A 23,509-nucleotide genomic window follows, 5' to 3' on the forward strand; every position below is an offset into this window, starting at 1 on the left:
AATTCACTCGGCGCGCAGCCGATGCCAGCCGCGCAGCACCCGCCGGTGCACCGCCCGCACGATCCGCCAGGGGCGGCTTTCGCGCACCCGCGTCAGCACGCTGTCTTTCCATGCTTTCCAGCGCGGGTACCAGCGGGCGAACCAGGCCAGGCGCATCAGCGAGCCTTCGACCAGCTGGAAGATCCGCGCGACCACGGCCGTGCCCGCGAGCTTGGCCAACAGCAGCACGGCCATGCCGCTGAACGCGTGGCCGCGCCCGAACAGGAACAGCGCCAGCAGCTTCACCGGAAAGAGCAGCAGCATCGGCACGAAGAACGCCAGCAGCGCGCCCCAGGGCGGCAGCGCGCGCAGCAGGTTCTCGAGCCGCGCCCAGAAGGGCAGCCGTGCAAGCCGCGCGACCAGCGCCGCGAGCGGGGCCCAGCCCCATTCCTCGAACAGCAGCACCGGCACGAGGATCGTGGTGGCAACGGCGCGAAACAGGGCGCGCAAGGCGCGCACGAGGGGGTTGTGCATGCGCGAAGGGTATACGCACACGGCCGCGCGCCGCCGGGACCTTGCGGACCCTGCGGCGCATCGTGCGAAAAAGCGGCGTCTGCGCGCCTGTCTATTTGCGGCCGACGCTGCTGTCTTCCGCGGGCCGGAAGAACAGGTATTCGCCCCGGCCCAGTTCGGGCGTGACCTCGTAGCCGCTGCACCGCGTGACGTTGCACTGGATGATCACGACGCGCGGCCAGATGGTGGCCGAGGTCGGAAACCCCGGCATGTACTGCGGCACGTGCCAGACGCCGTAGTCGCCCACCGGCTCGGCGTTTTCCGTGCCGCTGGCGTTCTGCAGGCCGCTGCCCATGGGCATCCGCTCGATGCGGATGATCGGCGTGGCGGCGACCGACGCCGTCGCCACGCAACAGGCGGCCAGCCAGAGAGGAACGGTCCTGGTGTTCATGGTGATGGACTCCAGAGCCGGCCTCATTGCGCGTCGGCCGGTGCCGAAGCCACCTCGTCGGCCGGTTCAGCCGGCAGGCGGCGCGTGATGCGCGCTTCCAGGATGTCCGGCTGCGGGGCCACGGCGCTCGCCATGACCGGGGCCGGCTCCGCCGCAGGTGCCGCGGCTTCTTCGGCGGGCGCTGCGGCCACGGGGGCCGGTGCCACCTCCGGCGCAGACACCGGGACGGCGGTCGCGGCCGGCGCCGGTTGCGGTGCCGGCTGTTCCTGCGCCGGGGCTGCCATGGGCATTGCCTCGACCAGCGTGGCCGGTGGGGCGGGCTGCTGCACCGCCACGACCGGCGCGGGCGCCGGGGCCGGGGCCAACGCGACAGGCGCTGCAGGTGCCACGGGCGCCACCGGCTGGGGCACGGCCACGGGGGCCGGCGCAGGCGCTGGAGCCGCGGCCACGGGCGCTACCGGCGCCGCCGGACGTGCCGCCACGGGCGCGCCGGCCGAGGAGGCCTGCGGTCCGAACGCGCTCACGCGCTCTTCGGCGGTCATCGACTGCGGGCACTTCGAGCCGGTCATCTCCAGGGCCGCCTGGGCCGCCGGGTCCATGCAGTCCATGGCCAGCGACGCTGCCTTCATGCCCTTGTTCCAGAGCTCGCGGCTCATCTTCAGGCGCTTGCAGTGTTCGTCCGTCCAGGTGGTGCCGAAGCTCAGCCCGACCCCTGCGCCGTTGGCGCTGGCGCTGGTGCTGCCCATGCAGGTGTCGTTGCTGGTCGTCAGGTTCGGGCCGCTCACGGAGGGCACGTTCTTGACGGTGTAGCTGCCACGGTAGTCGACGGTGCTGGTCGTCGCGCCCGTGTTGTTGATGTTCTGTGTGCTGTTGCTGTCCACCGTGGCCCGGGAGGTGACTTCCGAGGGGGCGGAGCTGTTGAAATTCACCGCCTGGGTGTTGCCCTGGGCGTTGGTGGTGGCTGAACTCTGCGACTGGTTGTTGGCGCCACCCGCCGTGGTCTGCGCCAAGGCGCCGGCGGACAGGCCCAGCAAGGTCAGGGCAATCAATGTTTTCATTTTTTCGACTCCTTTGGGAAGCAGGGGAGGGGCGTGCCCCTCCCCGTTTCTGGTCCAACAACCGATGGTCTGGATCGCTCAGGGAGCGTTGGCCGTTGCGCCGGAGATCGCGCCACCGGCGGTGCCGCCACCGTTGCTGAAGCCCGCTGCGTTGCCCACGGCGAAGTTGATGACGCCCGTGGAGCCGCCGGTCGAGCCCGACGTGGCCGAGGTCGTCGTGCCGTTGACGATGCCGTTGACCGCGCCCGAATTGGCGCTGAAGCCGGCCGTCGTGCCCGAGGTGCGCGTCACCACGGCCAGACCGCCGCCAGGACCTGCAGCGGTGGCTGCGGTGTTGTTGGTGGTGGAGCCGGCTGCGCCGCCTGCAGAGCCGCTCACGGGGTTGGCGCCGCCGCCGGCGTAGTTCGCATTGGCGCTCGAGGTCGCATTGGCCTGTGCATTCGCACCGCCTGCAGCCACGCCGTTGCCGGTCGTTGCTGCCACGCTGGTCACGCGTCCTTGCGTGGTGGCCGAGCCGCTGGCGGTGGCGCCGCCGACGCGCAGGAAGGCATTGCCTGCTGCGCCGCCCGCCGCGTTGGCCGTGGCCGACGAGGTGGAGCTGGCTGCGTTGTAGCTCAGTGCGCTGCCCGTTCCGGAGCTGGCGGCGACCGAGCCAGCCGAGCTGGAGGAGCCGGTCGTGGTGTTGGTGACGGCGAGCGCCACGCTGCTGCCGGTTGCGGTCCCGATGCCAGCCACGAGAACCACTGCCATGGCGATAAGAGTCTTCTTCATGATGCTTCCTCGATAGTGTTGAAACGAACCCGATCGCCGGGGAATCCGGCCATCAGCGACGGTCAGCGAGCACGGATTGAATGGATTCCGTTGCGACCGGGATGCAGTTTCAGCGGGGGGAAGGGATCGAAAAATGCCTCAGGCTGGGTAGTGCAAGGCTATGGCGAAAGCAATGCCCGGCCGCGTTTTCGGCGCGGGCGGGGGACCGGTTTCCGGCCCTGTTTCCCTCGTGGCCACTATCACTTTCGTTCACAATCTGGCAATATTGCAACCGAAAGAAACCAAGGTAATCAAAAAAGCCGATAGCCGGAAAAAGAGTAGAAATCGATTAACTTTTGTTCACGAAGTCGCGACTTTTATCTGTGACAAGGGGGCTTAAATGGAAAACGATCTCGACATTTCATTGACCGATGTCGGTGGTGGCGCTAGGAAATTCTCCAATCCCGGCCAGTTCGGTGGGCTGCTGGCTCCCTCGGCGGATACCCTGCCGTGGCCGGACTACCTCACGGGCCAGGAAACCAAGCCCGTTCGTGTCCTGCTCGTCGACGACGACCCCTTTGTCCGCCGTGTCATCGCCCAGGAACTGCTGGGCGATCTGCGCATCCAGCTCGAAGGCCAGGCCGGCTCCCTGCGCGAGGGAAGGCGCCTCTTGATGCAGCATGAATTCGATGTGCTCATGGTCGACATCCGCCTCGGAGACGGCAGCGGATTCGAGCTCATCGAAGAGGCCAAGAAGCACCGCAGCGCGGCCGAGATCATCGTCATTTCCGCGCTGGAAGACGAGCCCCAGGTGCTGCATGCCTTCGAGCTCGGCGCCTCGGGTTACCTGGTGAAGAACGCCTGGTTCCAGAGCTATGCCCAGGCCGTGCTGCAGGTGGTCAATGGCGGCGCTGCCATCACCCCCCGGCTGGCGCGGCGGCTGCTCGTTCACCTGGACCACCAGCGCGCCAATCCGAGCCCGGTGCGCCCGCCGGACAGCAAGGCGACCCTGTCGGCAAGGGAGCGCGAAGTGTTGCGACTTGTAGCCACGGGATATGTGACGGAAGAGATCGCCCTGCAGCTCACCATCAGTGCCCAGACGGTTAACGCGCACGTCAAGAACATCTACCGCAAGCTGCACGCCCACACCCGCGCGCAGGCCGTGAGTTTCGCCTCGCACCGGGGGCTGCTCTAGGGCGCGCTTCGGGCGCGCCGCGTTCGCAGCGGAGCCACCCATGCGCGCGCCCGCGCCCCCGCTCCCGCCGTATTTCCTGGAGGACCAGTTCGTGTGGCTTTCGATCGCCGCCTGGTGTGTGCTCCTGATCTGGCTGTGGCCGCGTGCCTCGCGCCAGCGGATGCTGCTGTGGGTGGGGCTCGCATTCGCGCTGCACCTGACGCCGGTGGTGGGGCAGGTGATTCGCGCGACCTCGGCGATCACCACACTGGGTACCGAGGTGCCGGCCGCCTTCTGGGCCCTGCAGGGGGTGAACGTCGCCGTGCTCTGCATGATCGTGGCCACCTGGTATTTCACGCGACGCCGCCTCGTGCGCTACCGCCAGGCGCAGGCCGTGCTCGCCGAGCGCCGCCGCATCGCCAGCGACCTGCATGACGGCGTCGGCTCGCGGCTGGTGGCGCTCATGGCCAGCTACGACCCGCGCTCCGCCGACGCGCGCGAGCTGTCGATGGCCCTGCAGGCCTGCCTGCTGGAACTGCAGATGACGGTCGACTCCCTCGACGACCAGGCCGACACCAGCATCGGCGAGCGCCTGGGCCACTTGCGTTACCGGCTGCAACCGGCGTTCGACCGGCTCGGCATCACGCTCGTGTGGAACGTGCAGGACGTGGTGCTGGCGCCGCCGCTGTCGCCCGAGGCCGCGATGCAGCTGTGCCGCATCGCGCAGGAGGCCTTGTCGAACGTGCTGCGCCATTCGCAGGCGACCCGCGTGGAGGTGCGCTTCGGCCCGCGCGAACGCTCGCACGGGCTGGTGCTCGAAGTGCTCGACGACGGGCGCGGCCTGGATGCGGCGGCCGGCGAGGCCGGCGGCAAGGGCCTGCGCAGCATGCGCGAGCGCGCCGATACGCTGCATGGCGAGCTGGCCGTCATGGATGCAGCGCCGCACGGGCTGCGCATCCGGCTCGTGATGCCCGGTGAAGTGCTGCCGCAGTCGGCGGTCGCGGCGCCGGCCGAGAGCACGTTGTAACCATCCCGCGCCGGTGCCCGGCGGACGGCCTCGTCGCCTATGGCAAACTTCCGCGCTTTGCCAGGGACGCGCTCAAGACATGCAGAAAATCATTCGCCAGCTCGCCGTTGAAATCAAGGTCGGCGAGCACCAGGTGAAGGCCGCCGTCGAACTGCTCGACGAAGGCGCCACGGTTCCGTTCATTGCCCGCTATCGCAAGGAAGTCACGGGCGGCCTCGACGACATCCAGCTGCGCGAACTGGAAGCCCGGCTGTCTTACCTGCGCGAACTCGAAGACCGCCGCGTGGCGGTGCTCAAGGCCATCGACGAGCAGGGCAAGCTGACCCCCGAGCTGCGCGCCGCGATCGAATTCGCGCCCACCAAGCAGGAGCTCGAAGACCTGTACCTGCCGTTCAAGCAGAAGCGCCGCACCAAGGGCCAGATCGCCCGCGAATTCGGCATCGAGCCGCTGGCCGACAAGCTGCTGGCCGACCCCACGCTCGACCCGGCCGTCGAAGCCAAGGCCTTCCTGCAGCCCGCCACCACGCTGGACGACGGCAAGCCGGGCCCCGATTTCTCCACCGTGCCCCTCGTGCTCGACGGCGTGCGCGACATCCTGTCCGAGCGCTGGGCCGAAGACGCCGTGCTGGTGCAGCGCCTGCGCGAATGGCTCTGGAACGAAGGCCTGCTCAAGTCCACCCTGATGGCCGGCAAGGACGAGAACAACGCCGACATTGCCAAGTTCCGCGACTACTTCGACTACGACGAACCCATCGGCCGCGTGCCGTCGCACCGCGCCCTGGCCGTGTTCCGCGGCCGCGCGCTCGAGGTGCTCGACGCCAAGCTCGTGCTGCCCGTCGAGCCCGAGCCGGGCAAGCCCAGCATCGCCGAAGGCAAGATCGCGCTGCACCTGGGCTGGAGCCACGCGGCCCGCCCGGCCGACGACCTGCTGCGCAAGTGCGTGGCCTGGACCTGGCGCGTGAAGCTGGCGCTGTCGACCGAGCGCGACCTGTTCACCCGCCTGCGCGAAGACGCCGAAAAGGTCGCCATCAAGGTGTTCGCCGACAACCTGCGCGACCTGCTGCTGGCCGCACCCGCCGGCCGGCGCGTCGTGATGGGCCTGGACCCCGGCATCCGCACCGGTGTGAAGGTGGCCGTGGTCGATTCGACCGGCAAGCTGGTCGAGACCGCCACCGTGTTCCCGCACGAGCCGCGCAAGGACTGGGAAGGCTCGCTCCATACGCTGGGCAAGCTGTGCGCCAAGCACGGCGTGAACCTGATCGCCATCGGCAACGGCACCGCCAGCCGCGAAACCGACAAGCTGGCCGGCGACCTCATCAAGCTGCTGGCCAAGATGGCCGCGCAAGCCGGTGCGCCCGAAATGACGGTCGACAAGGTCGTCGTCAGCGAAGCCGGCGCCTCCGTGTATTCCGCCAGCGAATTCGCCTCGCAGGAAATGCCCGACGTGGACGTGAGCCTGCGCGGCGCCGCCTCCATTGCGCGCCGCCTGCAGGACCCGCTGGCCGAACTCGTGAAGATCGACCCCAAGAGCATCGGCGTGGGCCAGTACCAGCACGACGTGAACCAGAGCGAACTCGCGCGCACCCTGCAGGCCGTTGTCGAAGACTGCGTGAACTCGGTGGGCGTCGACCTGAACACCGCCAGCGTGCCGCTGCTCAGCCGCGTGTCCGGCCTGTCGGCCAGCGTGGCCAAGGCCGTGGTGCGCTGGCGCGAGGCCAACGGTGCGTTCTCCACCCGCAAGCAGCTGCTCGACGTGACCGGCTTCGGCCCCAAGGCCTTCGAGCAGAGCGCCGGCTTCCTGCGCATCCGCGACGGCGCCGACCCGCTGGACATCACCGGCGTGCACCCCGAAACGTACCCGTTGGTCGAGCAGATCATCGTCAAGACCGGCAAGCCCATCGCCGAGCTGATGGGTCGCGCCGACATGCTCAAGACCCTCAAGCCCGAGCTGTTCGCCAACGAGAAGTTCGGCGTCATCACGGTCAAGGACATCCTGGGCGAACTCGAGAAGCCCGGCCGCGACCCGCGTCCCGACTTCAAGGTGGCGCGCTTCAACGACGGCGTGGACGACATCTCCGACCTCACCGAGGGCATGATCCTCGAGGGCACCGTGAGCAACGTGGCCCAGTTCGGCGCCTTTGTCGACCTGGGCGTGCACCAGGACGGCCTGGTCCACGTGAGCCAGCTGAGCCACAAGTTCGTCAACGACGCCCGCGAAGTCGTCAAGACCGGCGACATCGTCAAGGTCAAGGTGATGGAAGTGGACGTGGCCCGCAAGCGCATCGGCCTGTCGATGAAGCTCGACGCCGCGCCCGCGCGCCGCGACGGCCCGCGCGACAACCGCTTCGAAGGGGCAGGGCGCGGCCAGCAGCAACAAGGCCGGCGCGACAACTCGCCGCAGCCGGCGGGGCAGATGGCGAGTGCGTTTGCCAAGTTGCAGGGGTTGCGCAAGTAACCCACCCGCGGACCGCACGTTTCTTGCACACACCGCCGCATGAAAGCCCTGCGCATCTACGCCGGCCCCGCGGCCCGCCAGCACATCGAGCAGCACGGCCTGCGTCCGCAGGACGTGCGCACCGTCCCCGGCGCGGCGGGCGGTCCCAAGGGGCTGATCCTCGGGCCGCTCGATCGCTTCATCTTCGGGCGCTGGCTCACGCAGTCGAGCCAGCCGGTGGACCTGGTGGGTGCGTCGATCGGTGCGTGGCGGCTGGCGACGGCCTGCCTGTCGGACCCGGAGGCGGCCTTCGGGCGCTTCGAGCACGACTACGTGCGCCAGCAGTTCGAGGTGCCGCCGGGCCAGAAGCGGCTCAGCCCGCACCAGCTCAGCGAACGTTTCGCGGAGAGCCTCGACACCTTCTACGGCGGACGCATCGGCGAGGTGCTGGGCCATGCGCGCTACCGGCTGCACGTGGTGACCTCCCGCGGGCGCCACATCCTGGGGCGCGAGGGCAGGGCGCGCACGCCGGTCGGCTACCTGGGCGCCTTCGCGAGCAACAGCCTGCATCGCAAGAGCCTGGGCGCCTGGCTGGAGCGCTGCGTGTTCTCCACGCCCGGCGCGGCCTTGCCCTTCGGCACGACCGACTTCCGCACGCGCCAGCACGCGCTGAGCGAGGCCAACTTCAATCGCGTGCTGCAGGCCTCGTGCTCCATTCCGTTCCTGCTGGCGGCGGTGCACGACATTCCGGGCGCGCCGCGCGGCGCCTACTGGGACGGCGGCATCACCGACTACCACCTGCACCTGGACTACCAGCCCGCAGACGAAGGCATCGTGCTGTACCCGCACTTCCAGCAGGCGGTGGTGCCGGGCTGGCTCGACAAGGGGCTGCGCTGGCGCCACAAGTCGACGCGCTTTCTCGACCGCATGGTGGTGCTCGCGCCCAACCCCGAGTGGGTGAAGACGCTGCCGCACGGCAAGCTGCCCGACCGCAAGGACTTCATCCGCTTCGCGAACGACGCGCAGGCCCGCATCGCGGCCTGGGGCCAGGCCACGCGCGAGGCGACGCGCCTGTCGGACGAGTTCGAGGCCTGGCTCGGCGACGACGGGCGTTCGCGCGACATCCTGCCGCTCTGAACACGCTTTGTCCCGTCGGGGACAAACCCTGAGCGCCGGGGCAGGAGCGCGCTTCGAGAATGGTCCGATCCATGCCATCCGAAGGGTTCCCGACCATGCCGCACGCCACGCTCTCCCGCCGCCGTTTTTCTCTTGCCACGGCCGCCGCCGCAGCCAGCCTCGCCGCGCCGTCCTTCGCGCAGAGCGCCTGGCCGAGCAAGCCGATCCGCATCGTCGTGCCCTACACGCCGGGCGGCTTCACCGACCAGATGGCGCGGCTGGTGCAGGCGGGCCTGCAGACACGCCTGGGCCAGCCGGTGGTGATCGACAACAAGCCCGGCGCCAACAGCCTGATCGGCGTCGATGCCGTGGCCAAGGCCGCGCCTGACGGCAGCACCTTCGGCGTCGTCATCGCGGCCTACACGGCCAACACCACGCTGTACCCCAAGCTGCCCTACGACCCGCGCAAGGACCTCGTGGGCGTGTCGCTGATGGGGGTGTCGCCATTGCTCGCAGCGGTCAACAACGACGCGCCGTTCAAGACCGCGCGCGAGCTCATCGACTACGCACGCAAGCATCCCGGCAAGGTGAGTTTCGGCTCCTCGGGCAACGGCTCGGCCGCGCACCTCACGAGCGAGCTGTGGAAGTCGCTCACGCAGACCTACATGATCCACATCCCGTACCGCGGCGCGGTGCCTGCGCTGACCGACCTGATGGGCGGGCAGATCCAGCTGTTCTTCGATGCGCCCACGGGCCTCATCAACCAGGGCAAGGCCGGCAAGGTGCGGCTGATCGGCGTGGCCGGCGACAAGCGCCTGCCGGCCGTGCCCGATGTGCCCACCTTCATCGAGCAGGGCTTCGCGGGCTTCACCGGCAGCACCTGGGCGGGCATGCTGGCACCGGCGGGCACGCCGCGCGAGATCGTCAAGCGCATGTCGGAAGAGGTGGCGCGCATCATCAAGAGCGACGAGACGCGCGCCAAGCTCGATGCCATGGGCACCTTCCCGGCGGGCAGCACGCCGGAGGAGTTCGACGCGTTCATTGCGTCCGAGACCACCAAGTGGGGCAAGGTGATCCGCACGGCGGGCGTCAAGCTCGACTGAGCCTCCAGCGCTGTTTCAGGGGGCCAGCACCAGCACCTTGAACTGGCTGGGCACGATGCGCATGCCCACGATGTTGCAGCGGTTCTGCACCGCCAGGCTGGTCATGCGCGTGCAGGGCGTTCCCTTGAGCAATACCGTGAACGCGCCGGTGATGTGGCGCGACGGCCCCATCACCGTCTGCGACACCACGCCCATCAGCACGCCGGCGTTGTCGCCGTTGGTGATCGGCGTGGTGGTCGCCATGTTGTGCACGGGCGTGCCGCCGTACAGGATGTTCCAGGCGTTGGGCAGGGCCGTCGGCCCGAGCGCGATGTTGGGGTAGGGCACGGGCAGCGCGGGCGGTGTCTTGCAGACATCGGGAAACGCGAGGTCCATTCCCATCATCTGTGCGTTGGCGAACATGGTTCTGGCTCCTTTCGGTATCAACCCATGTGGATCTGTTCGGCGTCGACCTTCACCAGCGCCTGGCTGGTGACGAAGGTGTTCTTGGCGTGCAGGCGCAGGCTTTGCGAGGCCTGCATGTCGATCTGGCCCGCGCGCACCTGCTCGACCTCTTCGGTGAGACGAAAGCTCGAACGCGTGAGCAGGCTCAGGCGGTCGAGCACGGTTTCGAGCGTGCGGCCCACGAAGCGGGCGACCAGCGTGGTCACGCGCACCTCGGCGCCGCGGTAGGCCATGTCGGTGATGTCCACCGTGGCCTTGTCGGCCTGAAGTGCGAACGCGGAGGCCTGCAGCGCGATGCCGCCGCGCCGCGAGCGGATCGTGAGGTCGCCCTCGGCCACGAGCTGCGACTGGCTCGGGTCGGCCTGCGTGACGACGGCGATCAGGAACAGCTGGTCGCGCTGCGGCCCGGCCACGAGCACGACGTCGCCCGTGTTGGGCTGCAGCAGGCAGCTCGCGGCGCGTGGGCAATGCCAGGGCGCACTGCCTGTCTGCGGCTCGACGACGAAGCGGCCGTCGGGCAGCGATTGCACGACGGTGCCGAGCGCGCTGCCGGTCCAGGCCGGTGCGGCGACCGCAGGCAGCGGCTTGCGCAGCAGTGCGTGCATCTCGGTCTCGGGCGTATTCGACGGCGGCGAAACGGCTTCGCGAACGGCGCGGTGGTTCATGGCGGGGTGTCCTGTGGATCGGGCGGCAGCGGCCGGCCGAAGGTGTCGCGGCCGGCGCGTTGCGGGCGGCTCGCACGGGCGGCGGAAAAGCGCTCGGCCTCGAACAGCGCCGGGTCGCTGTCGAGCACGCCGAGGCGGTCGCTCCAGCGCACGCCGGTCTCGATTGCCCGGTGCATCTGGGTGCGGTGGAAGTTGGCGCCGCGCAGGTCGGCATCGGCGAGGTCGGCGTACGAGAAATCCGCATACACGAGGTGGCTGCGGGCGAACACGGTGCGGCGGCAGCTCGCGCGGTGGAACACGCACTGTTCGAGCCGCGCGTCCGACAGGTCGGCGTCGTCGAGCCGGGCACTCACCCACAGGCTCTGGTCGAAATGCCCGCCACGCGCATCCACCCGGCGCAGGTCGGCTTCGGGAAACAGGCACTGCGGCGCCTGCACGCCCGACAGCACCGCGCCTGCGAGCTTCGCGCCCTTGAAGTTGCACTGGCTCAGGCGCGCGCCGGCGAAGTTGCAGCCCGTGAGGTCGGCATCGATGAACTGGCACAGATGAAACGACTGCGCCGAGAAGTCCTGCCCCGCGAGGTCGGCCTCGCCGAAGATCACGTTGTGGAAGCTTGCGCCCTTGAAGTGCGTGCCGCGCAACGCTGCGCGGTAGAAGACGGTGGTGTTCAGCGCCGTGTCGTCGAAGCGCGTGCCGTCGAGGCGGCATTCGCCGAACACCGATTTCGTGAGGTCCGCGCGCCCGAAGCCCGCGCCGTCGAGCGTGCTCTGGTGGAAGGTGGCCTGGCCCGCCTGCGCCGCGCTCACGTCGACGCCGCTCAGGTCGGCCTCGGAGAAGACGGCGTGGGCCATCGCCGCAGACTGCAGGCGCGCGCGGGGCAGGGCGCAGCGGTGGAAGGCGGCGTGCTGCAGGTCGGCGCTGTCGAGCACCGCGTCGTCGAAGCGGCAGCTGTCGAACACCGATTCGCCCAGCCGCGCGCCGCGCAGGTTCGCTCGGCGGAAGTCGCAGGCGCCGAAGCTGCCGCCGCGCAGGTCCATGCCGTCGAAGTCCATGCCCTGGAAGTTCTGGTCCTGGATGTGGTCGCCGCCGCGGATCTTCGCTGCCAGCTCGGCCGGCGTCATCGGGCCGGGTCCGCGGCGCGGCGCGGGAGGGTCTTGGCCTGTTCGAGGTGCGCGCCGTGCGTGTCGGTCACACCGTCGATCAGGGTCTGCGACACGTCGGCGCGGAACAGGTTGGCCTCGCGCAGGTCGGTGCGGACCAGGCGGGCTTTCTGCAGGCTGGCATGCATGAGATTGGCGCCGCGCAGCGAGGCCTGCGTGAAGTCGGCGCGGATGAAGAGGCTTTCGGGCGCATCGCAGCCACTGAGGTCCGCGCCCGTGAGGCTGCAGGCCGACAGGTCGCAGGTGTCGAGCGTGGCACGCACGAAGCGCGCGCCGTCCAGCGGCATCTCGCGCAGGCCGCATTGCACCAAGGTCGCGTCTTCGAAGTCCATGGTGCGCAGGCTGCTGGTGCCGACGAAGCAGGTGGTGTGCAGGGTGGCGCCGCGAAAGACGTTGCCGGTGTCGCCCGGCGTGTGGGCCCATGCGCAGGCTTCGAGCTTGGCCGCGCTGAAGTCGAGCCGCTCGGCGATGCAGGAGATCAGGCCGACCTTGTGGAGCACGGCGTTGCGAAAGCTGCAGTCCTGCAGACGGGTCTGTTCGAGGAAGGTCACGTAGGAAAGATGCGCTGCATCGAAGCGGCAGTGGTCGACCTGCAGGCCGAGCACGGTCAGGTGCTCCAGCGAGGCTTGCGAGAAATCGCAGTGGTCGAAGTGCGTCTGCTCGAGCGTGGTGTGGTGCAACTGCGCCCCGGTGAACACGGTGCGGACGCAATGGGCCAGGCTGAGGTTCGCGCGGTGAAGCACGCAGCCCGCGAGCGAGGCCCGCGTGAGGCGCGCACGCACGAGCACGGCCTCGGTGGCATCCGCGCCGTCGAGCCGGGCGCCTTCGAGGTTCGCGTGTTCGAGCAGCGTGCGGTGCAGGCGCGCGCCGCGCAGGTCCATGCCCGACAGGTCGGCGCCGGTGAGGTCCATCTCCGAGAGATCGCGCGTGGTGGTCATCGCGTCCTGTACGCGCTGGCGCGCCTCGGCGGCGCGTTCGCCTTCGAGCACGTCGGCGGGCGACTGGTGCTGCGCGCCCATCCGGTACATGTCGATCAGCCCGCGTTGGCCTTTCTCGACCACCTCCGCGAAGGCCCGCTGCTGCGCGGGCGGCAGCGCGGACGTGCCCGTGGCGGCGGCGATGCCGAACATGCCCTGCAGCACGGTCTGCGCATCGAAGGCGGGCGGGCCTTTGGTCGTGGTGTGGTCGATGTTCGAGACCAGCTCTGCGGAATCGAAACCGACCTGGCGCGACTCGGCCGCATTGCGTTGCCCCGCGCGTTCGAGTTCGCGCCGGCCGTCTTCGAGCGCCTGGCGCTGGTCCTGCGTGAAGCGCCGCGTGCGCTCGACGAACTCGGGCAGTTCGGCGAGCGTCGGCGCCTTGCGGAAGGGCTCGGGCAGCGGCCGTTCGCGCAGCAGGCGCGGATCGTGGCCGGCCTCGCGCGCCTGCTGCATCAGGTCCGCGCGCAGCCGGTCACCACGCTCGCGCATGTTGCGCACCCGTGCGGATTCCTCGCCGTCGTCCAGCGTGTCGAGCCACGGGCCGATGGCCTGCGCGGGCAGCAGCTCGTCGTCGCGGGCGGCATGCAGTGCGCCGGTCTCGGGATCGCAGCGGCGCTGGAGGAGGGCGAAGTAGTGCGCCAGCGGGCGCGGTGCATCGCCCGCGGCTTCGATGGCCGGCATCACATGGGTCACGTCGTCGGCGTCGTCTTCCACGATGTCGATCTCGCCGTGGTGGATCAGCGCCACCTGTCCGCGGTGCGGAAAGAACCACGCCGTGGTGAGGCGCATGGGCACTTCGTCGAACTGCTCGGGTCCGCGGCCGGGGCCGTTGCGCCGCGCGATGAAGGCGCGCGCACGCCAGTCGGGCAGCCGCCCGCGCTGCACCCGCTGCGTGGGGTGCATGTGCCAGATCTCGTAGGGCATGCCGCCGGGAATGTGGTCGCGCGCGGGCCAGCGCTGCTGCGGGGGTGCGGCGTTGAAGAAGCGCCAGTCCATGTCCTCCGAAAAACCGGGGAACAGATGCTCGCGCCAGTGGCCGTCGTACTGCCGGCCGATCAGGCGCATGCGGCTGGGCCGGGTCAGCTCGATCGGGCCGAAACCGGCCGGCTCGGTCTCGCGGTCGGGGCGGTCGATGCGCTGCTGCGGGTCTTCCATGTTCGGCAGGCGCTGCACCTGCAAGCCGTTGACGGTCTCGTGGGCGTGACCGATGCCCTGCGGGTTCTCGGCAAAGCCGGGGCCGCCGTAGGCGCGCGTGGCGTCGAGCCGCATCGATTCGAAGGGCTGCGGCGCGGTGGCGCGGCCATCGAGCCAGAAGCGGTCGCCGAACACCAGCAGCTGGCGCGAAAGCTCGCCCACACGCATTGCGACGGCGCAGGCGCTCTTGTCGTCCTGATGGTGCGTGTAAGCGTGGCCGGTGGCCAGGAACTCGGCGTGGGGTTTGGGAATGCCCAGGTCGATGGCGCCCGTGGGGCCGAGCTCTTCGGCGGCGATCTTCCAGAACTCCGGCTCGGGCAGCAGCACGGGCGCGGCGTCCATCGACACCATGCCCATGAGTGTGACGCCCAGGCGTTGCTGACGGCCCCGCAGGAAGGGGCGTGTGATGACGCTCAGCCGCAGCGGCTTGACGGTTTTCAATGGGGATCAGCTCCGTGCGGGCGCCACTTCGAGCGGCGTGCGCTGCCGGTCGACCGCCACCACGTCGGGGTGCGCCGGGTCCTGGACCAGATGCAGGGTCGCGCCCGGCACCGCGAGGCGGGGCAGCAGCAGTTCGTCGACCAGCGTGCGCAGCACCACGCTCGGCACCGGGGACGACGGCGGCATCTGCAGCGTGAATTCGAGCGCGACCATGCACTGGCCATGGCTGCCCGGGCTGGTGAGCTGATGTTCAGAGCGCCGCACCTGCGCCACCACGCCGTGCGTGGCCACGCCGGCAAGGCCCAGGCGCTCGCCGATGCGCCGCTCCTGCGTGTACCTGCGCTGCTCGCGCGTGGCCGTGACGACCACCGCGACGCCGGCCAGCAGCGCCCCGCCCATCATCACGGCGAAGACGCTCCAGAGGACCTGTTCCCAGACGGCCATCGGTCGGTCGATCGGCTCAGACCTTGACGGTCATCGCCTTGGCGGCGAAGGCCAGGCCGCCGCTGGCGATCTTCATGCCGATGTTCGCGACCTTGAGCATCTTCCCCTCGATCTCGGTCGCCGAGTTCTGCGAGCGGAACACCGCCACGTCGAGACGGATGCCCGAGAACTGCGAGTTGAGGATGTAGTTCTGCTGGCGCAGCCCCCACAGGTCGAGCGCCAGCCCGACCGCCGAGAAACGCGCCCCCACGCCGCCCGCGCGGTACCAGCGCCAGTCGTTGCTCTTGGCGTAGTTGTTGATGTAGGTCTTCGAGTTGTTCGTGTAGTCGTTCGTGATGTTCTTGTAGGTGTTCGACGTCGTGTTGTAGACGTTCGTGTTGATCACGTGCTGCGTCGTGTTGTGGATATGGTTCGTGGTGTTGAAGGTCACGTCCGGCGAGGTGTGGACCGTCGGGCCGGTCACCGTGGTGTTCGACGGACCGTTCACATGCACGGTGTTCGACGTGTTGATGGTGTCGTTGCGGCCCGCGCTCACGAAGCGGATTTCCTGCCCGTCGATGGTGCCGTTGAAGCCACCGCTGATGGCGAGGGTCACGCCGCCGGAGATGGTGTCGTTCAGCCCGCCGCTGAGCGTGCGCGTCTTGCCGCCCGTGATGCGTTGCGTCACGCCGCCGCTCACGGTTTCGCTGAAGCCGCCCGTCACGTCGCGCGTGTCGCCGCCGGTGATGGTTTCCGTGGCGCCGGCGGTGATGTCGCGCGTCTCGCCGTCCTGGTAGGTGGCGGACTCGTGGCCCTTGATGAGGGTGGTGCGGGTGCCGTCGGTGGTGTGGGTCTCGTCGGCTTCCACTTCGACGTCGAGGTTGCGCTCGGCGTGCAGCAGGATCTGCTCGGCGCCTGCGCGGTCCTCGAAGCGCAGCATGTTGGCCTGGTTGGCCGCGCCGCCGGTGCTGGAACGCGTGAGGATGCCGCTGGCCGTGGCGTTGGCGGGCAGCTCCCACGGCGGCATCTGGTCGCTGTTGTAGACGCGGCCGGTGATGATGGGGCGGTCGGGCTCGCCGCCGATGAAATCGACGATCACTTCCTGGCCCACGCGCGGCATGTGCATGGTGCCGTAGTTGGCGCCGGCCCAGTTGCTCGACACGCGCACCCAGCACGAGCTGTTCTCGTCCGACTGGCCGTAGCGGTCCCAGCGGAACTGCAGCTTCACGCGGCCGAAGCGGTCGGTCCAGATCTCTTCGGGGCCGACCACGGTGGCGGTCTGCGGGCCGTTGGTGCGCGGGCGCGGCGTGGTGCGCGCAGGGCGGTAGGGCACGGCCGAGGGCAGCACGGTGAAGTCGAACTCGCACACCGATTCGCTGCTGCCGCCGGTCGAGTATTCGGGCTCGCGCAGGTCGTAGCGCGTTCCGGTGACGAGGTACTCGCGGTTGTCGGCCTCGCGCGGGCAGTGCGTCATCTCGAACAGGTGGCCCGGCGCCATGCCCACCACGTTGGTGTGGCCCGAGGCCAGCTCGTGCGCGCACTGCAGCTCCTGCAGGCGGATCTTCGCGTAGGCGTCGCCTTGCTGGTGCTCGCTGTAGCCGCCGAGCCATTCATAGACTTCGTAGGTCGCGTGGTCGTGGCCCTTGGGGTCCTGCTGCACGCTCTGCAGCGAGGCGCGCGACTTGCGAAAGTCGAAGTCGTCGAGCATCACGCGGCCCGAGGTGATCTGCTCGGCCACGCGCCAGCGGTCGATGCAGGGCTCCAGCGCATTCACCACGCGGTCGCGCGGGCGGTAGGGAATGCGGGCGTGGCCCGGCAGCTTGGCGTAGCCGCCTGCATCGTCGGCCAGCACCAGCAGGTGCGAGCCATTGCTGTGCTCGAAGTGGTACGCAATGCCTTCGTGCTCCATGAGGCGGCTCACGAAGGCGAAGTCGCTCTCCTGGTACTGCACGCAGTACTCCCAGGGACGGTAGCTGCCGGTGAGGCGTTTCTCGAACTGGAAACCGTACTTGCCCAGCACTGCGTCGAGCACCTCGGGCACGCTCTGGTTCTGGAAGATGCGGCAGTCCGTGGTGCGCGTGAGGTACCACAGCCAGGGCTGCACGAGCGCGCGGTAGATGTAGTGGCGACCGGTTTCGTTGGCACGCCCGACGAGCTCGAAGCGCACCACGGTGCCGTTGAGGTAGCGCGGCGTGCCGTCGTCGGCAATGGCCAGCGTGAGCGAGGTGCCGAGCAGGCGCTTCAGGTCGAGATTGAAGCTGGTGCTGACCATGTCGACCTCGAACTCGAAGAGTTGCGAGAGTCCTTCGTGTCCCCGCATCGCGCGGAACTTGAGTTGCTCGGCGCTCAGGACGGTATGGACTTGGACGGTACGCGGCATTCGACACTTCCCTGACCCCTCGGGCTTTCACGGATGCGAAGCCTCTGCAGATGGGGCCAGGCCAGTATGAAAACGCCGCGTGTCACATCCATGACGCGCCCCATGCAAAAGGCCGTCGAAACGGCCTTTTGTGAAAGCGAATGCACGCCTGCGCAGCAGGAGTGACGCAAAGGTTTTACATCGACGCTTCGAGCATCGCCTTGTAGTCGTCGCGCGTGGCCAGCCGCGGGTTGGTCTTGTGGCAGTGGTCGGCCATGGCGCCATCGATGATCTGTTCGAACATCGCGGGCGTCACGCCCACTTCGGCCAGGCCCTTGGGCAGGCCCAGGCGCGCGTTCATGTCGCGGATCGCGTGGCCGAGGTCGCCGGCCGAGTCCAGGTGCATGGCCTGCGCCATGCGTTGCAGGCGCTGTTCCTTCTGCACCGATTCGGCGCCCGAATTGAAGTGGATCACCGCCGGCAGGAAGAGGGCGTTGAGCGTGCCGTGGTGCAGGCGCGGATCGACGCCGCCCAGGCTGTGGCTCAGCGAGTGCACGCAACCCAGGCCCTTCTGGAAGGCCATGGCGCCCTGCATCGACGCGCTCATGAGGTTCAGGCGCGCTTCGCGGTCGCTGCCGTCTTTCGTCGCGCGCTCGATGTGGCCCCAGGCGCGCTCCAGGCCGTCGAGGCCGATGCCGTCGGCCGGCGGGTTGAAGGCGGCCGACATGAAGGTTTCCATGCAGTGCGCGATGGCGTCCATGCCGGTGGCGGCCGTGAGCCGGGGCGGCAGGCCGAGCGTGAGCTCGGGGTCGCAGATGGCGGCCTTGGGCATCAGGAACCAGCTGTGGAAGCCCAGCTTGCGGTGGTCGTCGACGATCACGATGGCGCCGCGCGCCACCTCGCTGCCGGTGCCGCTGGTGGTGGGCACGGCAATGAGCGGCACCGCGCGCTCGGTGATCTTGGGCGAGCCGCCTTCGATGGTGGCGTAGGTCTTGAGCGGGCCCTCGTGCGTGGCCGCGATGGCCACGCCCTTGGCGCAGTCGATGGCCGAGCCGCCGCCCACGGCGATGAGGCCGTCGCAGCGGCCGCTGCGGTACAGCTCGACGGCGGCGCGCACCGCGGCCTCGGTCGGGTTGGAGGGTGTCTGGTCGAACACCGAGACCTCGAGATCGGCGATGGCGTCGAGCGCCTTCTGCAGCACGCCGGCCGCGCGCACGCCGGCGTCGGTGACGATCAGGGGGCGGTTGATGCCGATGCGCGCGCACTCGCTCGACAGGAGCTTGATGGCGCCGAATTCGAACTGGATCTGGGTGAGGTATTGGATGAGGGCCATGAGGGGGAACGCCCGAGGGCAGTACGATTGCTGACCGTTCGAATCTAACAAGAGGGGACATTCTTGCCCACCAACAAAACCCTTGCGTCTGTCGCACTGGGCTCAGCGCTGCTGGCCGCCTCGGTCCACGCCGCCTGCCTCAGCGACACCCAGGTGGCCGACTTCGCCGCCGCGCAGGCGGCACGCACGCCCGCCGCCGACATCGAGAACCTCAACGAGGCCGACGCCGCCTGCACGCGCGCCAAGCTCAACGTGCTGCATGCGCGCAACCTCGGTGACGTGGTCGGCTACAAGGCGGGCCTGACCAACCCCGCGGTGCAGAAGCGCTTCAACTACGACCAGCCGGTGTGGGGTGTGCTCTATCAGCGCATGCTGCTGGACACTGGCGCGGTGGTCGATGCGGCCTTCGGCGCGCGGCCGCTGTTCGAAGCCGACATGCTGGTGCGCGTGAAGAGCGCCGACATCCACAAGGCGAAGACGCCGGCCGAGGTGCTGGCCAACATCGACCAGCTCATTCCCTTCATCGAACTGCCCGACCTCGCGGTGCAGACGCCCTCGAAGCTCAACGGCCCGGGCGTGGCTGCGATCAACGTCGGTGCGCGGCTCGGCGTGCGCGGGCTGCCGGTCGATGTGCCGGCCTCGGCCGACGGGCAGTCCTGGATGCTCGAGAGCCTGCGCGACATGCGCGTGGTCATGAAGGACGGGCAGGGCAAGGAGCTGGCGACCGGCAAGGGCTCGGACATCCTCGAGCACCCGCTCAATGCCGTGGTGTGGCTGGCCGGCGCGCTGGCCAAGGAAGGCATCGCGCTGAAGCCGGGCGACCTGATCAGCCTGGGCTCGTTCTCGCCGCTGCTGCCACCCAAGGCCGGGCAGACGGTGGTGGTGAGCTACGAAGGGCTGTCGCGCATGCAACCGGTGGTGGTGTCTTTCAAGTGAGCACGACCACGACAGCGAACCGCCTCGCGCAACCCGCACTCACCCCGAAGATGGCCGGCGTGGTCGAGCGCATGGCGCGCGCGGGCCATCCGCCGCTCGACCAGCTCACGCCCGACGAAGCCAAGGCCTCGTACGAAAAGGGCGCGGGCGTGCTCGAAGTGCCCAAGCCCGAACTGGCGCGCATCGAAGACTTCCACATCGCCGCGCGCGACGGCCACGCGATTCCCGCGCGGCTGTATGCGCCGTCGGCCGAGGTGCTGCCGGTGCTCGTGTACTTTCACGGCGGCGGCTTCACGGTCGGCAACATCCGCACGCACGACACGCTGTGCCGCGTGCTCAGCCTCAAGAGCGGCTGCGCGGTGGTGTCGGTCGACTACCGGCTCGCGCCCGCGCACAAGTTTCCGACCGCGTCGAACGACGCCTGGGACGCGTTCCAGTTCATCGCCACGCAGGGCGCGAGCCTGGGCCTGGACGGCACGCGCCTGGCGGTGGGCGGCGACAGCGCGGGCGGCACGCTGGCGGCCGTGTGCGCGATCCTGGCGCGCGATGCCGGCCTGCCGGTGGCGCTGCAGCTGCTCATCTACCCCGGCATGGCCGCGCACCAGGACACCGACTCGCACCGACGCCATGTCGACGGCCCGCTGCTGACCAAGGCCATGATCGACTTCTTCTTCGGCCAGTACGTGAACACGCCCGCGGACCGCGACGACTGGCGTTTCGCGCCCTTGCTGGCCGACGACGTCGACGATGTGGCGCCGGCCTGGATCGGCCTGGCCGAGGCCGACCCCGTGGTGGACGAAGGCATCGCCTACGCCGACAAGCTGCGCGCCGCGGGCGTGGCGGTCGACCTGGAAATCTACCGTGGCGTGATCCACGAATTCATCAAGATGGGCCGGGCGATTCCCGAGGCGCTGCAGGCGCAGAACGACGCGGCCCGCGCACTGAAAGAGGCATTGAACCCATGAGCGACAACAACAACACCCCGGTCCGCCGCGAGGACTTCCGCTATTTCCACCGCCTGCGCGTGCGCTGGGCCGAGGTGGACATGCAGAAGATCGTCTTCAACGCGCACTACCTGATGTACTTCGACACCGCCATCGCCGACTACTGGCGTGCGATGGCGCTGCCGTACGAAGAGGCGATGCATTCGCTGGGCGGCGACCTGTACGTGCGCAAGGCGACCATCGACTTTCGCGCCTCGGCCCGCATGGACGACGTGATCGACGTGGGCATGAAGTGCGCGCGCATCGGCAACTCGTCGATCATTTTCCAGGGCGGCCTGTTCCGCCAGGACGAGTTCCTGGTCGGCTGCGAGCTCGTCTACGTGTTCGCCGACCCGGCCACGCAGACCTCGAAGCCCGTGCCCGCGGCCCTGCGCGAGACGCTGACGGCCTTCGAGGCCGGCGAGCCGATGCGCACCGTCGAGACCGGCGACTGGGCCACGCTCGGCGAAGGGGCGAGCGCGCTGCGCCGCGCCGTGTTCATCGAGGAACAGAACATTCCCAAGGAGCTGGAGTGGGACGCGCACGATGCCGTCGTGCTGCACGCGGTGGCGCGCAACCGGCTCGGCCAGGTCATCGGCACCGGCCGGCTGCTGCCCGCCGAGGACGGTGTCTCGCACATCGGCCGCATGGCGGTGCACCGCACCTTGCGCAGCGGCGGCCACGGCGCGGCCGTGGTGCAGGCGCTCGAAGAGGCAGCCCGCGCACGCGGCGACCGCGAAGTGGCGCTCAATGCGCAGCGCAGCGCCGAGCGTTTCTATGCGCGGCTCGGCTACGTGGTGCACGGCCAGCCTTTCGAGGAAGCCGGCATCGCGCACATCGAGATGCGGCGCGCGCTGCGCTGAGCACTCCCGATCAGTAGCGGGCCGGCGGGTCCGGCACGTAGCCGGGGTCCGAGCCCGGGAAGGGCGAGGGGCCCGACGGGCGCGGCCAGCGCTGCGGCACCGGGATGACGCCCGCGGCGACCAGGTTCTCGCGGCTGTCGTAGCGGATGCGGATCACCTCGTCGGGCTGCGAGCTGGCGCGCTCGAAGGTCGTCTTGCCGACGTACGAGGTCTCACGCCGTCCGTGGGCCGTGCCCAGGCTCGGGCTGGGCGCGGACTGGCGGGCCATGGCGCCGGCCGACGACTCGGCGGCCATGTCGGCGTTGCCGGCGCTGCCGGCGGGCGGGGCCGCCTTGGCCCGCGCATCGCCCATCGACGACGGTGCCGGCGGCGCTTCGCTGCGCCGCTCGCGGCTGCTGTTGCTGTACTCATCGCGCGACGGATAGGGCGTCACGACCGGCGGCGGCGGTTCCGGCCGGCGTTCGCGGAACATCGCGACGCCGATCACGCCCACGTCGTCGGGGCGGCCCGTGCGGCTCGCGTAGGAGTTGCCGGCGGCGGCGAACTCGAAGGCCGCGATCTGCGAATCGCTCTTGCGCCAGCCCGCGATGTCGCTGCGCTCGCGCGGGCCGAACACGTAGCCGTTCTGGCCGACGCCGGCGGTTTCGCCGGTGACGACGTTGACGCCGTCCACCGACATCACGGCCATGATGCGTTCGCCCATCGCGTTGCGCGCCCGGATCGCATAGCGCGCGCCAGGGCGGCCGGCCACCCAGTACTCGCCGCGGTGGCGGTAGATCGGCAGCTCGGCGCCGCTCGTGCGGTCGACGATGCTGATGTTCATCAGCCCGCCGATGCGGCTGGCACCGGAGGGGTAGGGCCGCATCGGGCTTTCCGCCCCCGCCGACAGCGCGGTCAGGGCCAGGACGGTGGTGAGGAGAAGTCTGCGCTGCATCATGGTGGCTTCCTTGCCAGGAGTGGATCGATGCAGGCTTCTACGGCGGGGCCTCGCGAACGGGGTTAAGCGTCGCGCAAAAAAATGGCGCTGTCGGTGAGACAGCGCCAAGCGCCCCCGGAAAGAAGGCAGGGACGCAGGGGAAATCAGATGTCTTCGAGCAGCGGGTAGGGCAGCGGCTCGACCGACAGCGCCGGTCCGCCGGGCGCCCCCGCGTGCAGGCCGCCGGCCTCGAGCGCGGCGATCTGGATGGAGATGAGCGCCGACCAGCCGCCGTCGGGCGCGGGCGCGGCCTGCGCCACCGTGCCCACGGGCTGTTCGGCGTCGTTGGCTGCGAACACCTCCTGGCCCGCGGCCAGCGGGGCGTCGGTCTGCGCGAGGTAGGTGCGGCGCTTGAGCGTGCCGCGGAACTGGCTGCGCGCCACGATTTCCTGGCCGGGGTAGCAGCCCTTCTTGAAGTTCACGCCCCCCACCGACTCGTAGTTGATCATCTGCGGCACGAAGGCCTCGATCACCGGCGTGGTCAGCGTGACGATGCCGCTGCGCACCTCGCTCCAGGGCCACAGGGCGGCGTCGAGCGTCGGACCCACGGGCGCCTTCTGGTCGGCCGGCGCGATCCACAGCGCGCGCGGCACGCCGTCGGCCGGGTACAGCGACACCACGCTGATGTCTTCGCCGATGGCCGTGCGGCGACCGGGCGGCAGGGCCGCGTCCAGGCCGTTGGCGGTCAGGGCCGTGCCGGCCACGCCGTGCAGCGCGAACTGCTCGGTGGCGTCGGTCAGCTTGACCTTGGCGCGCAGCACGTACATCGACAGGCGCTTGAGCGTGGCCGCCAGGATGTCGCGGCTGCACACCAGCAGGATGAGTTCGGGTTGCGGCCGGATGCCGATGAAGCTGGCGATCACGCGGCCCTTGGCCGTGCAGAGCGCCGCCAGGCGGGCCTCGGTGGCGCCGAGCAGCGAGAAATCCTGCGTGAGCTGGCCGTGCAGGAAGCTGGCGGCATCGGGGCCTTCGGCGCGGATCACGCCGAGGTGGGGCAGGGTGCTCACCCCGTTGAGAACGACTGTGGTCATCGCTGAATTATCATGGCCGTGCCTGTTCCTTCGGGGCGGCAGGGATTCCCCGTCGCAGCGACGGGGCCGGCCGTTCCCGCGGGTCGGTGTCCATCTGCTTGCCAGCCCTTTTTCTT

The 23,509-nt window shown here is 69.4% G+C and carries 21 protein-coding genes; 8 read left to right on the top strand and 13 right to left on the bottom strand.

What is annotated here, in order from left to right; genetic code table 11:
* Window positions 1-3: 3 nt before the first annotated feature.
* From AC07O4_RS06025 to AC07O4_RS06040, 4 genes are all read right to left on the bottom strand, one after another.
* The gene (locus AC07O4_RS06025) at window positions 4-513 is read right to left on the bottom strand and encodes a hypothetical protein (RefSeq protein WP_070060632.1); all 510 of its coding nucleotides are present in this window, start codon (window positions 511-513) and stop codon (window positions 4-6) included.
* A 91-nt stretch (window positions 514-604) separates the two neighbouring features.
* A complete protein-coding gene (locus AC07O4_RS06030) occupies window positions 605-943 on the bottom strand; it encodes a hypothetical protein (protein WP_062480212.1) in 339 nt (112 codons plus the stop codon).
* A gap of 23 nt (window positions 944-966) precedes the next feature.
* The gene (locus AC07O4_RS06035) at window positions 967-2,001 is read right to left on the bottom strand and encodes a hypothetical protein (protein WP_495304005.1); all 1,035 of its coding nucleotides are present in this window, start codon (window positions 1,999-2,001) and stop codon (window positions 967-969) included.
* Between the two features lie 78 nt (window positions 2,002-2,079).
* Entirely contained in the window at window positions 2,080-2,772 is a 693-nt protein-coding gene (locus AC07O4_RS06040; RefSeq protein ID WP_062472930.1) for a hypothetical protein, read from the bottom strand.
* A gap of 379 nt (window positions 2,773-3,151) precedes the next feature.
* On the opposite strand from AC07O4_RS06040, the gene AC07O4_RS06045 reads away from it, so the two are divergent.
* The 5 genes from AC07O4_RS06045 to AC07O4_RS06065 all read left to right on the top strand — a co-directional run bounded on the left by AC07O4_RS06045 (window position 3,152) and on the right by AC07O4_RS06065 (window position 9,605).
* Entirely contained in the window at window positions 3,152-3,946 is a 795-nt protein-coding gene (locus tag AC07O4_RS06045) for a LuxR C-terminal-related transcriptional regulator (protein WP_062472928.1), read from the top strand.
* A 91-nt stretch (window positions 3,947-4,037) separates the two neighbouring features.
* The gene (locus AC07O4_RS06050) at window positions 4,038-4,952 is read left to right on the top strand and encodes a sensor histidine kinase (RefSeq protein ID WP_495304006.1); all 915 of its coding nucleotides are present in this window, start codon (window positions 4,038-4,040) and stop codon (window positions 4,950-4,952) included.
* A 79-nt stretch (window positions 4,953-5,031) separates the two neighbouring features.
* Entirely contained in the window at window positions 5,032-7,407 is a 2,376-nt protein-coding gene (locus AC07O4_RS06055) for a Tex family protein (RefSeq protein ID WP_070060629.1), read from the top strand.
* Window positions 7,408-7,446: 39 nt separating this feature from the next.
* On the top strand, window positions 7,447-8,523 hold the full coding sequence (locus AC07O4_RS06060; RefSeq protein WP_159271828.1) for a patatin-like phospholipase domain-containing protein: 1,077 nt from the start codon (window positions 7,447-7,449) through the stop codon (window positions 8,521-8,523).
* Between the two features lie 95 nt (window positions 8,524-8,618).
* A complete protein-coding gene (locus tag AC07O4_RS06065; protein WP_159272713.1) occupies window positions 8,619-9,605 on the top strand; it encodes a tripartite tricarboxylate transporter substrate binding protein in 987 nt (328 codons plus the stop codon).
* 15 nt (window positions 9,606-9,620) lie between these two features.
* Here the strand turns inward: AC07O4_RS06065 and AC07O4_RS06070 are convergent, their stop codons facing one another.
* The 7 genes from AC07O4_RS06070 to gbd all read right to left on the bottom strand — a co-directional run bounded on the left by AC07O4_RS06070 (window position 9,621) and on the right by gbd (window position 18,604).
* Window positions 9,621-10,007 carry a DUF4150 domain-containing protein gene (locus AC07O4_RS06070; RefSeq protein ID WP_056580973.1) on the bottom strand — a complete coding sequence of 129 codons (387 nt, stop codon included), beginning with the start codon at window positions 10,005-10,007 and terminating at the stop codon, window positions 9,621-9,623.
* A 20-nt stretch (window positions 10,008-10,027) separates the two neighbouring features.
* Window positions 10,028-10,714: a DUF3540 domain-containing protein gene (locus AC07O4_RS06075; protein ID WP_495304007.1), complete on the bottom strand. Its 687-nt coding sequence runs from the start codon at window positions 10,712-10,714 to the stop codon at window positions 10,028-10,030.
* Window positions 10,711-11,835 (bottom strand): pentapeptide repeat-containing protein, encoded by a 1,125-nt coding sequence (locus AC07O4_RS06080; protein WP_495304008.1) that lies wholly within the window; start codon window positions 11,833-11,835, stop codon window positions 10,711-10,713. Before AC07O4_RS06080 ends, AC07O4_RS06075 begins: the two co-directional genes overlap by 4 nt.
* A complete protein-coding gene (locus tag AC07O4_RS06085; protein WP_495304009.1) occupies window positions 11,832-14,489 on the bottom strand; it encodes a DUF2169 family type VI secretion system accessory protein in 2,658 nt (885 codons plus the stop codon). Before AC07O4_RS06085 ends, AC07O4_RS06080 begins: the two co-directional genes overlap by 4 nt.
* A gap of 6 nt (window positions 14,490-14,495) precedes the next feature.
* Window positions 14,496-14,933, bottom strand: coding sequence for a hypothetical protein (locus tag AC07O4_RS06090; protein ID WP_307693638.1), 438 nt, complete (start codon window positions 14,931-14,933; stop codon window positions 14,496-14,498).
* A 16-nt stretch (window positions 14,934-14,949) separates the two neighbouring features.
* Window positions 14,950-17,292: a type VI secretion system Vgr family protein gene (locus AC07O4_RS06095; protein WP_495304010.1), complete on the bottom strand. Its 2,343-nt coding sequence runs from the start codon at window positions 17,290-17,292 to the stop codon at window positions 14,950-14,952.
* A gap of 175 nt (window positions 17,293-17,467) precedes the next feature.
* A complete protein-coding gene (gene gbd, locus AC07O4_RS06100) occupies window positions 17,468-18,604 on the bottom strand; it encodes a 4-hydroxybutyrate dehydrogenase (RefSeq protein ID WP_062472908.1) in 1,137 nt (378 codons plus the stop codon).
* A gap of 63 nt (window positions 18,605-18,667) precedes the next feature.
* Here gbd and AC07O4_RS06105 point away from each other — a divergent pair, with 63 nt between their 5' ends.
* Genes AC07O4_RS06105 through AC07O4_RS06115 form a run of 3 tightly spaced genes read left to right on the top strand, consistent with a single transcriptional unit; the run spans window position 18,668 to window position 21,386 of the window.
* Entirely contained in the window at window positions 18,668-19,540 is an 873-nt protein-coding gene (locus tag AC07O4_RS06105) for a 2-keto-4-pentenoate hydratase (protein WP_495304011.1), read from the top strand.
* Between the two features lie 50 nt (window positions 19,541-19,590).
* Window positions 19,591-20,505, top strand: coding sequence for an alpha/beta hydrolase (locus tag AC07O4_RS06110; protein WP_495304026.1), 915 nt, complete (start codon window positions 19,591-19,593; stop codon window positions 20,503-20,505).
* The gene (locus AC07O4_RS06115; protein ID WP_495304012.1) at window positions 20,502-21,386 is read left to right on the top strand and encodes a YbgC/FadM family acyl-CoA thioesterase; all 885 of its coding nucleotides are present in this window, start codon (window positions 20,502-20,504) and stop codon (window positions 21,384-21,386) included. The genes AC07O4_RS06110 and AC07O4_RS06115 overlap by 4 nt, the downstream gene beginning before the upstream one ends.
* Before the next feature lie 10 nt (window positions 21,387-21,396).
* On the opposite strand, the gene AC07O4_RS06120 is transcribed toward AC07O4_RS06115, so the two are convergent.
* Together AC07O4_RS06120 and ygfZ are read right to left on the bottom strand one after the other, a co-directional pair.
* Window positions 21,397-22,320, bottom strand: coding sequence for a hypothetical protein (locus tag AC07O4_RS06120; RefSeq protein WP_369647068.1), 924 nt, complete (start codon window positions 22,318-22,320; stop codon window positions 21,397-21,399).
* Between the two features lie 146 nt (window positions 22,321-22,466).
* The gene (gene ygfZ, locus AC07O4_RS06125) at window positions 22,467-23,393 is read right to left on the bottom strand and encodes a CAF17-like 4Fe-4S cluster assembly/insertion protein YgfZ (protein WP_070060618.1); all 927 of its coding nucleotides are present in this window, start codon (window positions 23,391-23,393) and stop codon (window positions 22,467-22,469) included.
* Between the last annotated feature and the right edge of the window lie 116 nt (window positions 23,394-23,509).

The organism is Variovorax sp. GW821-FHT09D04 (assembly GCF_059416405.1).

Coding starts and splice junctions, on each gene's coding strand:
- AC07O4_RS06025 (WP_070060632.1), bottom strand. CDS start 513: ATGCACAACCCCCTCGTGCGCGCCTTGCGCGCCCTGTTTCGCGCCGTT.
- AC07O4_RS06030 (WP_062480212.1), bottom strand. CDS start 943: ATGAACACCAGGACCGTTCCTCTCTGGCTGGCCGCCTGTTGCGTGGCG.
- AC07O4_RS06035 (WP_495304005.1), bottom strand. CDS start 2,001: ATGAAAACATTGATTGCCCTGACCTTGCTGGGCCTGTCCGCCGGCGCC.
- AC07O4_RS06040 (WP_062472930.1), bottom strand. CDS start 2,772: ATGAAGAAGACTCTTATCGCCATGGCAGTGGTTCTCGTGGCTGGCATC.
- AC07O4_RS06045 (WP_062472928.1), top strand. CDS start 3,152: ATGGAAAACGATCTCGACATTTCATTGACCGATGTCGGTGGTGGCGCT.
- AC07O4_RS06055 (WP_070060629.1), top strand. CDS start 5,032: ATGCAGAAAATCATTCGCCAGCTCGCCGTTGAAATCAAGGTCGGCGAG.
- AC07O4_RS06060 (WP_159271828.1), top strand. CDS start 7,447: ATGAAAGCCCTGCGCATCTACGCCGGCCCCGCGGCCCGCCAGCACATC.
- AC07O4_RS06065 (WP_159272713.1), top strand. CDS start 8,619: ATGCCGCACGCCACGCTCTCCCGCCGCCGTTTTTCTCTTGCCACGGCC.
- AC07O4_RS06070 (WP_056580973.1), bottom strand. CDS start 10,007: ATGTTCGCCAACGCACAGATGATGGGAATGGACCTCGCGTTTCCCGAT.
- AC07O4_RS06075 (WP_495304007.1), bottom strand. CDS start 10,714: ATGAACCACCGCGCCGTTCGCGAAGCCGTTTCGCCGCCGTCGAATACG.
- AC07O4_RS06080 (WP_495304008.1), bottom strand. CDS start 11,835: ATGACGCCGGCCGAGCTGGCAGCGAAGATCCGCGGCGGCGACCACATC.
- AC07O4_RS06090 (WP_307693638.1), bottom strand. CDS start 14,933: ATGGCCGTCTGGGAACAGGTCCTCTGGAGCGTCTTCGCCGTGATGATG.
- AC07O4_RS06095 (WP_495304010.1), bottom strand. CDS start 17,292: ATGCCGCGTACCGTCCAAGTCCATACCGTCCTGAGCGCCGAGCAACTC.
- gbd (WP_062472908.1), bottom strand. CDS start 18,604: ATGGCCCTCATCCAATACCTCACCCAGATCCAGTTCGAATTCGGCGCC.
- AC07O4_RS06110 (WP_495304026.1), top strand. CDS start 19,591: ATGGCCGGCGTGGTCGAGCGCATGGCGCGCGCGGGCCATCCGCCGCTC.
- AC07O4_RS06115 (WP_495304012.1), top strand. CDS start 20,502: ATGAGCGACAACAACAACACCCCGGTCCGCCGCGAGGACTTCCGCTAT.
- AC07O4_RS06120 (WP_369647068.1), bottom strand. CDS start 22,320: ATGCAGCGCAGACTTCTCCTCACCACCGTCCTGGCCCTGACCGCGCTG.
- ygfZ (WP_070060618.1), bottom strand. CDS start 23,393: ATGACCACAGTCGTTCTCAACGGGGTGAGCACCCTGCCCCACCTCGGC.